General features: G+C 69.3%; 11 protein-coding genes and 1 pseudogene. 7 read left to right on the plus strand and 5 right to left on the minus strand.

Annotated features, from left to right (window positions below; all coding sequences use genetic code 11):
* Positions 1–211 precede the first annotated feature (211 nt).
* From ACFYL4_RS05910 to ACFYL4_RS05935, 6 genes are all read left to right on the plus strand, one after another.
* Complete coding sequence (locus ACFYL4_RS05910; RefSeq protein ID WP_387516768.1) at positions 212–763, plus strand: ATP-binding protein; 552 nt, start codon at positions 212–214, stop codon at positions 761–763.
* Complete coding sequence (locus ACFYL4_RS05915; protein WP_387516770.1) at positions 763–1,083, plus strand: hypothetical protein; 321 nt, start codon at positions 763–765, stop codon at positions 1,081–1,083. The genes ACFYL4_RS05910 and ACFYL4_RS05915 overlap by 1 nt, the downstream gene beginning before the upstream one ends.
* A gap of 101 nt (positions 1,084–1,184) precedes the next feature.
* Entirely contained in the window at positions 1,185–1,718 is a 534-nt protein-coding gene (locus tag ACFYL4_RS05920) for an ATP-binding protein (protein ID WP_387516772.1), read from the plus strand.
* Between the two features lie 137 nt (positions 1,719–1,855).
* Positions 1,856–2,200, plus strand: a complete 345-nt coding sequence (locus ACFYL4_RS05925) for a hypothetical protein (protein ID WP_387516774.1) — start codon at positions 1,856–1,858, stop codon at positions 2,198–2,200.
* Positions 2,201–2,836: 636 nt separating this feature from the next.
* Entirely contained in the window at positions 2,837–3,559 is a 723-nt protein-coding gene (locus ACFYL4_RS05930) for a VOC family protein (RefSeq protein WP_357769821.1), read from the plus strand.
* 363 nt (positions 3,560–3,922) lie between these two features.
* Positions 3,923–4,153, plus strand: a complete 231-nt coding sequence (locus ACFYL4_RS05935) for a hypothetical protein (RefSeq protein WP_357769822.1) — start codon at positions 3,923–3,925, stop codon at positions 4,151–4,153.
* Between the two features lie 69 nt (positions 4,154–4,222).
* Here ACFYL4_RS05935 and clpB read toward each other — a convergent pair whose 3' ends face one another.
* The 5 genes and pseudogenes from clpB to dnaK all read right to left on the minus strand — a co-directional run bounded on the left by clpB (position 4,223) and on the right by dnaK (position 11,584).
* Entirely contained in the window at positions 4,223–6,841 is a 2,619-nt protein-coding gene (gene clpB, locus ACFYL4_RS05940) for an ATP-dependent chaperone ClpB (protein ID WP_387516776.1), read from the minus strand.
* 287 nt (positions 6,842–7,128) lie between these two features.
* Positions 7,129–7,635 (minus strand): annotated as a pseudogene (locus ACFYL4_RS05945) (heat shock protein transcriptional repressor HspR); the annotation flags it as partial.
* Complete coding sequence (gene dnaJ / locus ACFYL4_RS05950) at positions 7,632–8,789, minus strand: molecular chaperone DnaJ (protein ID WP_357769825.1); 1,158 nt, start codon at positions 8,787–8,789, stop codon at positions 7,632–7,634. The gene dnaJ and the pseudogene ACFYL4_RS05945, both read right to left, overlap by 4 nt.
* A gap of 168 nt (positions 8,790–8,957) precedes the next feature.
* Positions 8,958–9,683 carry a nucleotide exchange factor GrpE gene (gene grpE / locus ACFYL4_RS05955; RefSeq protein ID WP_357769827.1) on the minus strand — a complete coding sequence of 242 codons (726 nt, stop codon included), beginning with the start codon at positions 9,681–9,683 and terminating at the stop codon, positions 8,958–8,960.
* Positions 9,684–9,727: 44 nt separating this feature from the next.
* Positions 9,728–11,584, minus strand: a complete 1,857-nt coding sequence (gene dnaK, locus ACFYL4_RS05960; RefSeq protein WP_357769829.1) for a molecular chaperone DnaK — start codon at positions 11,582–11,584, stop codon at positions 9,728–9,730.
* A 559-nt stretch (positions 11,585–12,143) separates the two neighbouring features.
* On the opposite strand from dnaK, the gene ACFYL4_RS05965 reads away from it, so the two are divergent.
* Entirely contained in the window at positions 12,144–14,363 is a 2,220-nt protein-coding gene (locus tag ACFYL4_RS05965; RefSeq protein WP_357769831.1) for a (Fe-S)-binding protein, read from the plus strand.
* Positions 14,364–14,427 lie beyond the last annotated feature (64 nt).

The raw sequence follows: 14,427 nt of genomic DNA on the forward strand, positions 1-14,427 counted from the left end.
CCCGTGTGCGGGCCTTCGCCGCGAACCCAAGCCGCCACCACCCGTCCGGCTCTTGGGTCCCTGTGGTCCCCTCGCCCCGGCGGCCGATCGACGCGGTCCCGTTGGAGGTCTTGCGGGCCGTCCTGACTGGGTTGCGGCGTTTGGTGGTGGTCCCGTGAGGCCCGCTCCGCCGTTCTCGCCCGAGTTGGCTCGCCGTGAGGTGGTGGCTCCGGTGGCGAGTTTCATCAAGCCGTTCCACTCCCACTACTTCTCCCGCACCGTCGGCCCCCCGTACCGCAAGCGGCAGTACTCCTTCGCCGGGCTGCCCGGCCTGATGCCGTTGGTGCGGGCGTTCTTGGACACCAGTGCGGCGGAGCGGTGTGAGGAGTTCCAGTTCCTGTTCACCCTGCTCGGGTCGGAGTTGGCGAACAACGCCATCGCCCACTCACGGTCGAGCGAGCGCGGCAGCACCTACACGCTCACCGTGGATCGGGGTGCTAAGGGGATGACGTTGATCTGCCGTGACCAGGGCAGCCGTCTGCCGCAGGAGAAGGGCACCTTCACCGCCGCCACGTTCGCCGACATCGAGGCGGGCACCGCGACGGGTCGGGGGTTGGCTCTCGTCGACACCCTGGCGGACCGGTGGGGCGACAACGGCGACCCGAAGTTCCGGCAGGTGTGGTTCTTCCTGGCCTACGACCTGACCGACAACCCGTGGAGCCACATCGACACCGAGAACACCGACGACGCCGAGGACATCGGCAAGAACGAGGTGGAGTGCTGATGTTGGACATCGACACCAGGGACCTGCTCTCCTGCGCCGGAGACGCCCTCACCGCCCCCGAGTATCTGACTCCCGCGCAGGAGGACGTGTGGCACAACCACACCCTGCGCAACCGCATGCCTCTGGTGCTGGAAGCACTCAGGATCGCCCGCGAAGAAGGCGACGCCGAACGGGCCATGCAGTTGATCGACCAGGCGGTGCATGACTACCCCGCCCCCACCCGGATTCCCGGTAACAGGCCGGTACCGGGGTCCCGGCTGCTCTCCCGCCGCCACCGCGCTGACCACAACGGCGACCCGGAACCCCCGAACGCAGCCTGAAGCCTGGCGAAGGCGTTCACGAAAAAGGCTCTGGCGGGTGCGACAACACCCCCAGAGCAGGCCGACAACCAACCACGCTTGAAAGAAAGCAGATTGCCGACATGGCTATTGTGCCGCACACCCCTGCCCTGAACCACACGAACAACCCTCCCCCGGCTGAGTCCCGGTGGGAGTGCCGGGTCTATCCCGGGAAGCTCTCCCACACCAGCCAGGTCCGCTCCGACCTGAACACCGACCTCAACCGCATGACCGGGGTACCGGGCGAGGTGCGGGAGGAGATGGTGTTGTGCGTGAGCGAGATGTTCGCCAACGCCTGCGAGCACTCCCGCTCCGGACAGGACCCGGACGGCAGGGTGGTCCGCACCCTGGAGACTCCTGCCCCGGGGCTGGTGAGGGTGTCGATCATCGACGACGGCACCCGCACCGACACCACCGGCTCCCTCCCGAGGGTTCCGCGCAGGCGCACCCGCAAGGACTGGGAGCAGGCCGAACGCGGCCGTGGCCTGCTCATGGTCGGTGAGCTGGCATCGAAGTGGGGGTTCCGGCCCGTGCTGGACTTCCCCTTCTGCGAGGGGCTGGGCACGGTCATCTGGGCCGAGTTCACCCTCCCGGCCGCTACTGGGGGCACCCGATGACGGCGCACATCAGCACTCAGGTGCGGTCGGTCCTGACCGCTCCCCGAGGCCACCGCTTCACCCGACCAGCCGGGCGCCCGCACCGGGCCCTCCCGGTTCCGCCGAAGGCACCCCAGACGGAGGCAACGCGTTCGGCGATGCCCTGGGAGGAGACCCACCAGGCCCGACAGGAACGCCTCCTGCGCCAGATGGACGGCAACCCCCGAGTGGTGTACATGCTCCAACACGGACCCGTCCCGCACTGGGTCAAGGTCGCCCGCGAACAGAAGGCCCGCGAAGCCCGACAGGCCGCCGCCGACGCCCGAGCCGAGCTGACCGAGACGGAACCGCAGCCCACCGCACGCACCCGGGGCCGCCACCGGGCACCGCGCCGCTGGTGGGGGTGGCCCGCCGTCGCCCTCGGAACCGTCCTCCTCCTGGGCCAGACCGCCATGGAAACCCCCGGAGCGAGCCTGGCCCCCGACATCGGCATCCCGATCTAACCCGACAACCACAAGCGGGGCCCGGCACACCCGCCGGGCCCCGCACACCCCGCTCGGGCGAGGGGCAGACGACGGTGCCGCCGTTCTGGCTGTCGCGAAGGAGCCCGTCTTGCGCGCGGGAAACGGAACGGCCCTCAGAAAGCTCTGAGGGCCGTTGGGGCTCCCCACGTGTGCGGGGAGCGGTCTCGTCGACCTGCGCGTTCACGAGCGCCGCTGCGTCGTTTCCGCACGTCGTCGAGAATCAGGAATTACACCCAGTCCCACATGCGTACCTCCACGAGTCGACGGCATCACAGTTCAACTCGGTCAGAGTAACTTCCCCTCACGAACATGGGCAATCCCGGTTGTCAGATGTGTCAAATCGAGACATGTCTCCGAGGTGGAATTCAGGCGCACTTTTGGATGAGCGCCCCGGTGCCCGGGGCCCCGGTTTCGAAAAGGTTCACCCTTCCAGCCTGCGAGGAAGCGCCGCCGCCGAACAGGTAACGACCACTGCCGCAAGGGGCATGGGCGTCCATCGGACGGCAAGTGCGGGGGAGAAGCGGCACAGTGCCAGCGTGCGCCGTCAGCGTCGCGCGGCCGGGAGACGCACGGGCCCCGCTCCGAGGGTCACACTCCCGCGCTACCCTCCACGCCATGCTCCTGGACTCGATCACCCTCCAGGCGGACGACCCCTCCGCCCTCGCTGACTTCTGGTCGCAGGCCCTGGGGGTGACGGCCGTGAGCGTCGCGCCCGACGGCTACCTGCTCCCCACCCCGGGGCTGCCGCTCCGCGTCATCCCGGCGCCGACCTCCGCCGCCCCTCGGCCGGAAACGGCCATCACACGGCTTCACCTCGACCTCAACGGCGGGAAGGACCACCGCTCCTGGGCTCGCACCCTGTGCTCGCTGGGCGCACGGCCTCGCGACGTGCGGCAGGGGGACGTGCCGTGGGAGGTGCTGGCCGACATCGAGGGAAACCTGTTCTGTGTGATGCCGGGCGACCGTTATGAGGAGGAGGGCCCCGGCCTGGGGTCGCTGCCCGTCGACTCCGCGCGCCCTCGGATCGACCGGGACTTCTGGGCCCGCGCCACCGGCTGGACCGCCGCCGAGGGGAGCGCGCCGCAGCTGCGTCCCCCTCAGGGGCCGGGCGTCCGCCTGGAGTTCTGTGCCGAACTGGGCCCCAAACCCGCGGCTGAACCGAACCTCATGGGCCTGGCCCTACGCCTCGGCGAAAACGAGCGGGAGGCTGACGCCCTGCGACTGTTGGTAAGTACGGGCGCACTTTCTGTGAAAAATGACATCGACGGCCCCTGGCATCTGTTCACTGACCCTTCGGGGAACGAGTTCAGGCTGCTGAAACCGCGGAAGGGAATCTGACATTCGGATCAAGGAGCGGGCGGTCATCAGCGAATACCGATGGTTTCCCAGCGGCGCCCGGAATTGGCGAGAAGAGACGGGATAACGCGGGGTCGCGTGTCGCACTCCCCGACCGGTGGGGATGGTTCCGTCCCGGCGCCCCTCGGGCGAGAGTCAGGAGCCCGCTGCCCGCGCACGCGGGGACGGACCCGTGCGCGCGATTCCGGCGACCGCGCCTGCGACCCGCTCTCCGCGCACGCGGGGCGGGCCCCGGCGCGGCGGGACCGGCGGCACCGGAACCGCCGGAGGTCGACGAATCCGCTTCAACCACCGCGTGCCCGGGGGCATCTCACAGAGTGAGGTCCCCCAGCACCGGAGAATCCCATGGCTGACACGCCCCCCGGGAGCAGTCCCGGACTCGCCCTCGCCGCCGCCATCCTCACGTTCCTCTGCTGCAACCTGATCGGCGGAGTCCTCGGCATCATCTTCGCCTCGGTCGCCGTCGGCAAGACCGACGAAGCGGACCGGGACCGCTTCGTTGGCTACGCCTGGCTTTCCATCATCTTCGGCACGGTGTTCAGCTTCATCGTCTACCTCTACTTCCTCTCACTCTGACACAGGAGCGGCCGCGGGCGCGTTCCCCCGCCCACGGCCACCCCCGTACGCCCCTCTGACCGGCGCCCCTCAGACCTCCGGGGCCACCTCGTCCGCCTTGCGTGTGTTCACCGTCAGCCGTTCGCGGGAGTCGTTGACATCCACCCGGATGGCATCCCCCTCGGTCAGCTCACCGGACAGCAACTCCCGGGCGAGCGGGTCACCGATGCTCGACTGCACCAGCCGACGCAGCGGCCGCGCGCCGTAGTTCGGGTCGTATCCCGTCAGCGCCAGCCACTCGCGGGCCGCCGGGGTCACGTCCAGGGTCAGCTGCCGGTCGGCCAGGCGCCGGGCCAGCTTGTCCACCTGGAGGTCGACGATCCGGGTCAGGTCCTCCGTCGACAACGCGTCGAACATGATCACGTCGTCCAGGCGGTTGAGGAACTCCGGCTTGAACGTGGCCCGCACGACGTCCATCACCCGCTCCCTGCGCGTCGACTCCTCCAGCGACGGGTCGACCAGGAACGGAGACCCGAGGTTGGAGGTGAGGATGAGGATGGTGTTGCGGAAGTCCACCTGGCGGCCCTGGCCGTCCGTGAGCCTCCCGTCGTCCAACACCTGGAGCAGGGTGTCGAACACCTCCAGGTGCGCCTTCTCCACCTCGTCCAACAGCACCACCGTGTACGGCCGCCGCCGCACCGCCTCGGTGAGTTGACCGCCCTCCTCGTACCCCACGTAACCGGGAGGAGCCCCTACCAGGCGCGACACCGAGTGCTTCTCGGAGTACTCGCTCATGTCGATGCGCACGATCGCGCGTTCGTCGTCGAACAGGAACTCCGCCAGCGCCTTCGCCAGCTCCGTCTTGCCCACACCGGTCGGACCGAGGAACAGGAAGGAACCCGTCGGGCGGTCCGGGTCGGAGATCCCCGCCCGCGCCCGGCGCACCGCGTCCGACACCGCCTGCACGGCGTCCCGCTGGCCGATCAGCCGCTGCCCGAGCTCGTCCTCCATGCGCAGCAGCTTGGAGGTCTCGCCCTCCATCAGCCGCCCCACCGGAATCCCGGTCCAGGAGGAGACGACATCGGCGATCTCGTCGGCGCCCACCTCGTCCTTGACCATGGTGTCCTCGCCGGAGGCCTCGGCCTTCTCCTCCGCCTTGGAGGCCTCCTCCACCTGCTTCTCCAGCTGCGGGATGTCCCCGTACATCAGCCGGGAGGCTTCCTCGAAGCGGCCTTCGCGCTCGGCCAGCTCCGCCCGGGTGCGCATCTCGTCCAGCTGCCCCTTGAGGTCGCCGACCCGGTTCAGCCCCGCCTTCTCCTGCTCCCAGCGGGCCACCAGACCGTTGAGGTGCTCCTGGCGGTCGGCCAGGTCGGAGCGCAGCCGCTCCAGCCGTTGCTGGCTGGCCGGGTCCGACTCCTTGTCGAGCGCCATCTCCTCCATCTTGAGCCGGTCCACCGTGCGCCGCAGCTCGTCGATCTCCACCGGGCTGGAGTCGATCTCCATACGCAGCCGGGACGCGGCCTCGTCGATGAGGTCGATCGCCTTGTCCGGTAGGAACCGCGCGGTGATGTAGCGGTCCGACAGGGTCGCCGCCGCCACCAGCGCGGAGTCGGAGATCTGCACCTTGTGGTGGGCCTCGTAACGCCCCTTGAGTCCGCGCAGGATCGCGATGGTGTCCGTCGCCGACGGCTCGCCCACCATGACCTGCTGGAACCGGCGCTCCAGCGCCGGGTCCTTCTCGATCTTCTCCCGGTACTCGTCCAGGGTGGTGGCGCCGACCATGCGCAGCTCGCCCCGCGCGAGCATGGGCTTGAGCATGTTGCCCGCGTCCATGGCGCCCTCCGCCGCGCCCGCGCCCACCATGGTGTGCAGCTCGTCGATGAACGTGATGACCTGGCCCTCGGACTCCTTGATCTCCGCGAGCACCGCCTTGAGCCGTTCCTCGAACTCGCCCCGGTACTTGGCGCCCGCGACCATCGCCGACAGGTCGAGGCTGATCAGCCGCTTGCCCAGCAGCGACTGCGGCACGTCGCCCGCCACGATGCGCTGGGCCAGCCCCTCCACCACGGCGGTCTTGCCCACGCCCGGCTCACCGATGAGCACGGGGTTGTTCTTGGTGCGCCGACTCAGCACCTGGATGACGCGGCGGATCTCGCCGTCGCGCCCGATGACCGGGTCGACCTTGCCCTCGCGTGCGCGTTCGGTGAGGTCCACACCGAACTTCTCCAACGACTGGAAGGTGTCCTCGGGGTTCTCCGAGGTGATCCTGCCGGTGCCGCGCACCCGCTCGAAGGCCTCCAGGAGCGCGTCCGGGGCGGCCCCCGCCTCGTTGAGCAGCCGGGCGGCCTCGCCGCCGTCGGTGGCCAGCCCGACGAGCAGGTGCTCGGTGGAGACGTACTCGTCCTCCATCTGCTGGGCGCGCTGCGCGGCGGTGTTGATGGAGACGATGAGCTGGCGGGAGGAGGACGGTGAACTGACCGTCGAACCGGCGGCCTTGGGCAGGGCGCCGATGCCGGCCTCGACCTTGTCCTTGAGCTGGTCGGGGCTGGCGCCAACCTCCTTGAGGAGCGGTCGGGTGACACCCTCGGCCTGGTCGAGCAGGGCGTTCAGCAGGTGCAGCGGCTCGGTCTGCGGACTGCCGTCGGCGGTGGCCTCGCGGATCGCGGCGGCCAGGGCCTCCTGGCTCTTCCGCGTGAGCTTGTAGTTCATTCCGATTACCCCTTCCACAAAGTCTATTACTCAGAGTGACCATGCGGGGTCGTCTGGGACCGCTCCCCGAACGGAGACCCCCGGGTTCGTCAGCCGGTCCGTCAGCCCTGGCCCGGGCCGCCCGGGCCGGTCTCGTCCCGGCCGGTCCGACCGCCCGGGCCACCAGCCGAGCCACCGGCCGGACCGCCACCCGGGCCACCGGACTGGCCACCCGGGCCACCAGAAGACTGGCCGCCCGGCCCGGCGGCCGAGCCGCCCTGACCGCCGGTCGAACGCCCCTGGCCGCCGCCCTGGCCGCCCGGCCCCTGACCACCGGGAGCGCTCTGGCCGCCCGGTCCGCCCTGGCGCGCCTGGTCGGGCCGCTCGGCGTCGGGCTCGGCGGTGTTGAAGATCGTCACGCGGGTGCGGCGCACCAGCTCCCCGCGCACCGGCCCGCCCTCGGGGCGGGCCGGACGGCCCCGCCGGGACACCGCCCGGCGGGCCGCCTCCAGCTCGTTGGCCAGGTGGAACGCCTGCTCACGCAACTGCTCCACCTCGTGCTGCAACTCCAGGATGCGCTTGATCCCGGCGAGGTTGATGCCCTCCTCCTGCGACAGGCGCTGCACCTCGCGCAGCGTCCGCACGTCGCGCATGGAGTACCGGCGCCCTCGCCCCGACGTGCGGCCCGGAGACACGATCCCGAGCCGGTCGTACTGCCGCAGCGTCTGCGGATGCATCCCGGCCAGCTCGGCGGCCACCGAGATCACGTAGACCGGTGCGTCGGCGCCGAAGGCAGGATCGTTCACGTTGTTCACGCGCCCTTCGCCCGCGCCTCGAGCCCGTCGCGCGGGTCGTAGTCGGAGGTGGCCGCACGGAACTTCTCCAGGGCCTCGCGGGCGTCGCCGCTGAGCGTCCTGGGCACGTCCACCTCGAAGGTGACCAGCATGTTGCCCGCGGTGCCGTCCTTACGGGTGGCGCCCTTGCCGCGCACCCGCAGCGTGTGCCCGTTCTGGGTGCCCGGCGGCACCTTCACGGTCACCGGGAACCCACTGAGGGTCGGGACCCGGACCTCAGCGCCCAGGGCCGCCTCGGGGAAGGTCACCGGCACCGTGATGGTGACGTTGTCGCCGCTCCTGCCGAACACGGGGTGTCCCTTCACGTGGACGACGACGTAGAGGTCACCGTTGGGGCCGCCGTGCTCGCCCGGAGCGCCCTTGCCCTTGATCCGGATGCGCTGGCCGTCGGTCACACCGGCCGGGATACGGGTCTGTATGGTGCGGGTGCTCTTGCCGCGCCCGCTGCCGGTGCAGGTGGGGCAGGGGTCGTCGACCACGAGGCCGCGTCCCTTGCACTCGCTGCACGGCTCGGACAGCGAGAAGCCGCCCAGGTTGGTGCTGTCGTGCCCGGTGCCGCTGCACTTGGGGCACATCCGCGGGGCCGTGCCTGCGCGCGCGCCCGTGCCCTTACAGGTGGGGCACGGCGCCTCGCTGCTCAGCTGGAACGAACGGGTCACCCCGTCCGCGGCCTCGCGGAAGCTCAGAGTGGTCTCGGTCTCGATGTCGGCGCCGCGCCTGCTGCGGGTGGCCGTGCCGCCCCGCCCGCGGTTGCCGAACAGCCCGCCGAAGAGGTCGCTCAGGCGCTCGCCGCCCGCGGCCCCACCGCCGGTGCTCTGCCCGAAGATGTCGCTCATGTCGAACCCGCCGGGCCCGGCGCCGCCGGGCCGGTACGACCCGCCGAACATGGAGCGCGCGTCGTCGTACTCCTTGCGGCGCTTCTCGTCCGACAGGACGTTGTACGCCTCGGAGATCTCCTTGAAGCGGTCCTCGGCCTGGGGGTCGTCGGTGTTCGCGTCCGGGTGGTTCTCCCGGGCCAGCTTGCGGTAGGACGACTTGATCTCGTCCTTGGAGGCCGTCTTTGAGACTCCCAGGACCTTGTAGTAGTCCTTCTCCAGGTAGTCCTTGGTGCTCATCGACTGGTGCCTTCTCCCGCTGGTGCCGGTTGCGTCCGATGTTTCCACGTGGCCCCGCACCGCTGGGGTGCCGGGGGCGACCCGGGGCCGTGACCGACGTTCTCACGTCGGCCACGGCCGGGTCCATGGGCGTGTCCCGCTCGTGTCCCGAGACGGGCGCTCACACCCCTACTTCTTGTCCTCGCCGCCCTCGTCGGCGGTGTCGGCCTCAGGGGCGGACTCGGCGGACTCGTCGTCCCCCGCGCCCTCCATCGGCTCGCCCACCACCACGCGGGCGGGGCGCAGGACCCGCTCACCCATCCGGTACCCGGGCTGGAACACCTCGATCACCGTCTGCACGGAGATGTTCGGGACCGGGACCAGGGTGAGCGCCTCGTGGACGTTCGGGTCGAACTCGTCGCCCTGCTCGCCGTACTTCTCCAGGCCCAGCTTGGTGGCCGTGACCTCCAGGGCCTCGCCCACCGCCTTGAACCCGCCGTTGAGCTCGTCGTGCTCACGGGCGCGGCCGATGTCGTCCAGGATCGGCAGGAGTTCGCCGACGACCTGGGCGGTGGCCACCTCGCGGACGGCCACGCGGTCGCGCTCGACACGCTTGCGGTAGTTGGCGTACTCCGCCTGCACCCGCTTGATGTCGTTGGTGAGCTCGATGACCCGCTCGTCCGCGTTGATCGCCTCGGTCACCACCGACTCCGGGGTGTCCGGGACCTCGATGGCGTCCTCGAGGTCGACCTCGACGACCTCGGGCCCCTCCTCGGAGACGCTGGTCTCCTCGGCGGACTCGCCCTCGGGCGTGCGCACCTCGCCGGTCTCCGGGTCGACCTTGCGGTTGTTGCGGATCACCGGACCCTGGTTCTCGTCACCGGTCTCGGGGTTGTTCTTGTCCGACGGCGCCATGTCCGACGCTTCCTCCTTCCTCGGCTCTCCTCGGGCAGTGCGGGTCAGGAACCCTGGGTGCCCTTGCCGTTGTCCTCGTCGACGATCTCGGCGTCGACGACGTCGGCGTCCTCGGCGGAGGCGTCGGCGCTGCCGGTGCCGGGCTGCTCGGCGCCCTCACCCTGCTGGCCCTGGCTGTAGATCGCGGAACCGATCTTCTGGCTGGCCAGCGCGACCTTCTCGCTCGCGGTGCGGATGGCCTCGGTGTCGGTGCCCTCCAGCGCGGTCTTGAGCTCGGCCACCGCGGCCTCGGTCTCGGAGCGCACGTCCGCCGGGACCTTGTCCTCGTTGTCCTTGATGACCTTCTCGGTCTGGTAGACGAGGGACTCGGCGTTGTTGCGGACCTCGGCGTCCTCGCGGCGCTTGCGGTCCTCCTCGGCGTACTGCTCGGCGTCGCGGACCATCTGGTCGATGTCGTCCTTGGACATCGCCGAACCGCCGGAGATGGTGACGGACTGCTCCTTGCCGGTGCCCAGGTCCTTCGCGGTGACGCTGACGATGCCGTTGGCGTCGATGTCGAAGGCGACCTCGATCTGCGGGACGCCGCGCGGCGCCGGCGGCAGACCGGTCAGGTCGAAGACACCCAGCTTCTTGTTGTACTGGGCGATGTCACGCTCGCCCTGGTACACCTGGATCTGCACGGACGGCTGGTTGTCGTCGGCCGTCGTGAAGATCTCGGAGCGCTTGGTCGGGATGGTCGTGTTGCGCTCGATGAGCTTGGTGAACACGCCGCCCTTGGTCTCGATGCCCAGGGAGAGCGGGGTGACGTCCAGCAGCAGGACGTCCTTGACCTCGCCCTTGAGCACACCGGCCTGGAGCGCGGCGCCGATGGCCACGACCTCGTCCGGGTTGACGCCCTTGTTGGGGTCCTGGCCGCCGGTCATCTCCTTGACCAGCTCGGCGATGGCGGGCATACGGGTCGAGCCGCCGACCAGAACGACGTGGTCGATCTGGTCCAGGTTGATCCCGGCGTCCTTGATGACCTGCTGGAACGGGGTCTTGGTCCGCTCGACGAGGTCGGAGGTCAGCCGCTGGAACTCGGCGCGGGTGAGCTTCTCGTCCAGGTGCAGCGGGCCCTCGGCGGAGGCCGTGATGTAGGGCAGGTTGATCTGCGTCTCGCTGGAGCTGGAGAGCTCGATCTTCGCCTTCTCCGCGGCCTCGCGCAGACGCTGGAGCGCCATCTTGTCCTTGGCGAGGTCGACGCCGTTGGAGTTCTTGAACTTCTCCACCAGCCAGTCGACGATCGCCTGGTCCCAGTCGTCGCCGCCGAGGTGGTTGTCGCCGTTGGTCGCCTTGACCTCCACGACGCCGTCACCGACCTCCAGCAGGGAGACGTCGAAGGTGCCGCCACCGAGGTCGTAGACGAGGATCGTCGCCTCGTCCTCCTTCTCCAGGTGGTAGGCGAGCGCGGCCGAGGTGGGCTCGTTGATGATGCGCAGGACGTTGAGGCCCGCGATCGTGCCGGCCTCCTTGGTGGCCTGGCGCTGCGAGTCGCTGAAGTAGGCCGGGACGGTGATGACCGCGTCGGTCACGTCCTCGCCCAGGTAGGCCTCGGCGTCGCGCTTGAGCTTCTGGAGGATGAAGGCGCTGATCTGCTGCGGGTTGAAGCTCTTGTCGTCGATCTGCACCGACCAGTCGGTGCCGATGTGACGCTTCACCGAGCGGATGGTCCGGTCGACGTTGGTGACGGCCTGACGCTTGGCCACCTCGCCGACGAGCACCTCACCGTTCTTGGCGAAGGCCACGACCGAGGGGGTGGTGCGGGAGCCCTCGGCGTTGGTGATGACCGTCGGCTCGCCACCCTCAAGGACCGCGACACACGAGTTCGTCGTACCGAGGTCGATTCCGACCGCACGTGCCATGGTTGTTTCCTCCGTCAAAGTTGAGTCGTTCAGGCGTAAGTTTGCTTCGTCGGGTTGGGGCTGTCAAGTCAGTTGAGTCGACCCGACTCAAGTTAGTTCCTACGACCTGACAACGGGCGGCCAGGCGGGGATGTTCCCGACCAGGGGTGTTTTCACGAGGGGAATGGCCGAACCCCGGGACAACTCGGGGACATCCTTGACCCGGAAACCAGGGGCGCTCAGGGTGGCTCGGGGTCGTCCTGGGGCCGGTCGGCGGGCTCGCCGCTGGGGTGGGTCGGCGGTGTGCGGGCGGTCGCCGCGACACGTCCGGGGGTCCTCGCGGGGTCCGGTTGGCCCGTGTCGTGCCGCCGGTCCGCTTTGATGGGGGTGCGCGGTGTGTCCGCGGCGGCTCGGGCGCACCCGCGTGCGGGGCGGCGCGTCGCGACTGGCTACGGTGGCACCCGCCGCGCGGTGGGGCCCGGGTCGGTGGCCACCGTGCTATTACTCGCTAGTAACATCAACAGGGACCACCGGTGTGTGGCGCACCGGGTGACGGAAGCAGGATGGGAGGCCACGGACGATGCACCCTCTGTACTTGACACTGGGCATCATCACCTCGGTCTTCGCCGTGGTCGCGTTCACCTTGTTCGGTCTGGCCATTCGCCAGATCGTGCGAACCGTGGGTGTGGGCCGAGCGGTGGAGCCGGAGCGGAAGGGGCCGTTCGGACAACGGTTCACGATGACGCTCATCGAGATCCTCGGACACTCGAGGATGCTCAAGCGCCCGTGGGTCGGTGTGGCCCACTGGTTCGTGATGGTCTCCTTCCCGCTGCTGGTCTTCACGGTGATCGAGGCCCAGGGCGAGGTGTTCTACCCGCACTTCAAGCTCCCGCTGATCCACGACTGGACCCTCTACGGCCTGGCCATCGAGATCATCGCCGGAGCCAGCCTCGTCAGCATCATCGGCCTGACGGTCTACCGCCTGCTCAACGGCCCGCACCGCAAGGGCCGCGACTCGCGGTTCTACAACTCCAAGACGTGGACGGCGTACTACGTCGAGGCCTACCTGTGGGCCCTGCTGATCTCGATCTTCGTGATCCGCGGACTCAAGGTCGCCATCGGCGACTTCCCGTTCCCGACCTGGGCCACCCCGATCTCCCACGCCGTCGGAACGATCCTGCCGACCGACGCCGCCGTGGCCGAACCCGCCATCGCCCTGGTCGCCGCGTTCAAGCTGATCATCAGCTACCTGTTCTTCGCGGTCCTGTACTTCAAGCTCACCATGGGCATCGGCTGGCACCGCTTCATCGCGCCGTTCAACATCTACTTCAAGCGCAACGCCGACGGCACCCCGACCCTCGGCGCCGCCAAGCAGATGATGGACAAGTCCGGCACCAAGCCCCTCGACTTCGAGGAGGCCGACCCGGACGAGGACCCGTTCGGCGCGGGCAAGCTGGAGGACTTCACCTGGAAGGGCCTCCTCGACTTCACCAGCTGCACCGAGTGCGGTCGCTGCCAGTCCCAGTGCCCCGCCTGGAACACCGGCAAGCCGCTCTCCCCGAAGAAGGTCATCCTCGACCTCCAGAAGCACACCTACGAGAAGGCCCCCTACCTCCTCAAGGGCATCACCGAGGAGACCATCGCCGAGGGGCCCGACAACAGCCACGCGGGCGTCGACGTCCTCGCCCTCCTCAACAAGCCGCTGGTCGGCACCGAGGAGGAGGGTGGCGTCATCCACCCCGACGAGCTGTGGTCCTGCACCAACTGCGGTGCGTGCGTCGAGCAGTGCCCGGTCGACATCGAGCACATCGACCACATCCTCGACATGCGCCGCTACCAGGTCATGGTCGAGTCGAACTTCCCGTCCGAGGCCAACACCCTGCTCAAGAACCTGGAGAACAAGGGCAACCCCTGGGGCATGGCCGAGGACCGGCGCATGGACTGGATCGAGGAGCTGGCCTCCCAGGAGAACCCGGTCGAGGTCCCCGTCGTCGAGGACACGCTCCCCGAGGGCACCGAGTACCTGTTCTGGGTCGGCTGCGCCGGCGCCCTGGAGGACCGCGCCAAGAAGACCACCAAGGCCATCGCCGAGCTGCTGGACATCGCGGGCGTGAAGTTCGCCGTCCTGGGCGGTATGGAGGCCTGCACCGGTGACCCGGCGCGCCGCCTCGGCATGGAGTACGTCTTCCAGATGCTGGCCCAGCAGAACGTGGAGACGCTCAACGAGGCCGGGGTCACCAAGATCGTGGCCAGCTGCCCGCACTGCTTCAACACGCTGGCCAAGGAGTACCCGCAGCTCGGTGGCACCTACGAGGTCATCCACCACAGCCAGCTGCTGGCCAAGCTGGTCGAGGAGGGGCAGCTCACCCCGGTGAACTCGATCGACGAGAACATCACCTACCACGACCCGTGCTTCCTGGGCCGCCACAACAAGGTGTACACGCCCCCGCGCGACATCATGGCGCAGGTGCCCGGCATCAAGACGCAGGAGATGCACCGCCACAAGGAGCGCGGGTTCTGCTGCGGCGCGGGCGGCGCGCGCATGTGGATGGAGGAGCGGATCGGCAAGCGCATCAACACCGAGCGTGTGGACGAGGCGCTGACCACCAACCCCGACACCGTCTCCACCGCGTGCCCGTTCTGCCAGGTCATGCTCGGCGACGCGATCAACGAGAAGAAGTCGGCCGGTGAGGCCAAGGAGTCGCTGGAGGTCGTCGACGTCTCCCAGCTGCTGCTCCGTTCGGTCAAGGGTGCGAACCCGGCCGAGGGCGGCGAGGAGAAGGAGACCGCCGACGCCTAGGCGTCGGGCCGCGCCGGGGTGAACCCGGCTCGGGTCGCGATCCGCACGAGGGGCGGGGTGCCGC

This window comes from Nocardiopsis sp. NPDC006938 (assembly GCF_042869555.1).
In the GTDB taxonomy this organism is placed as follows: Bacteria; Actinomycetota; Actinomycetes; order Streptosporangiales; family Streptosporangiaceae; genus Nocardiopsis.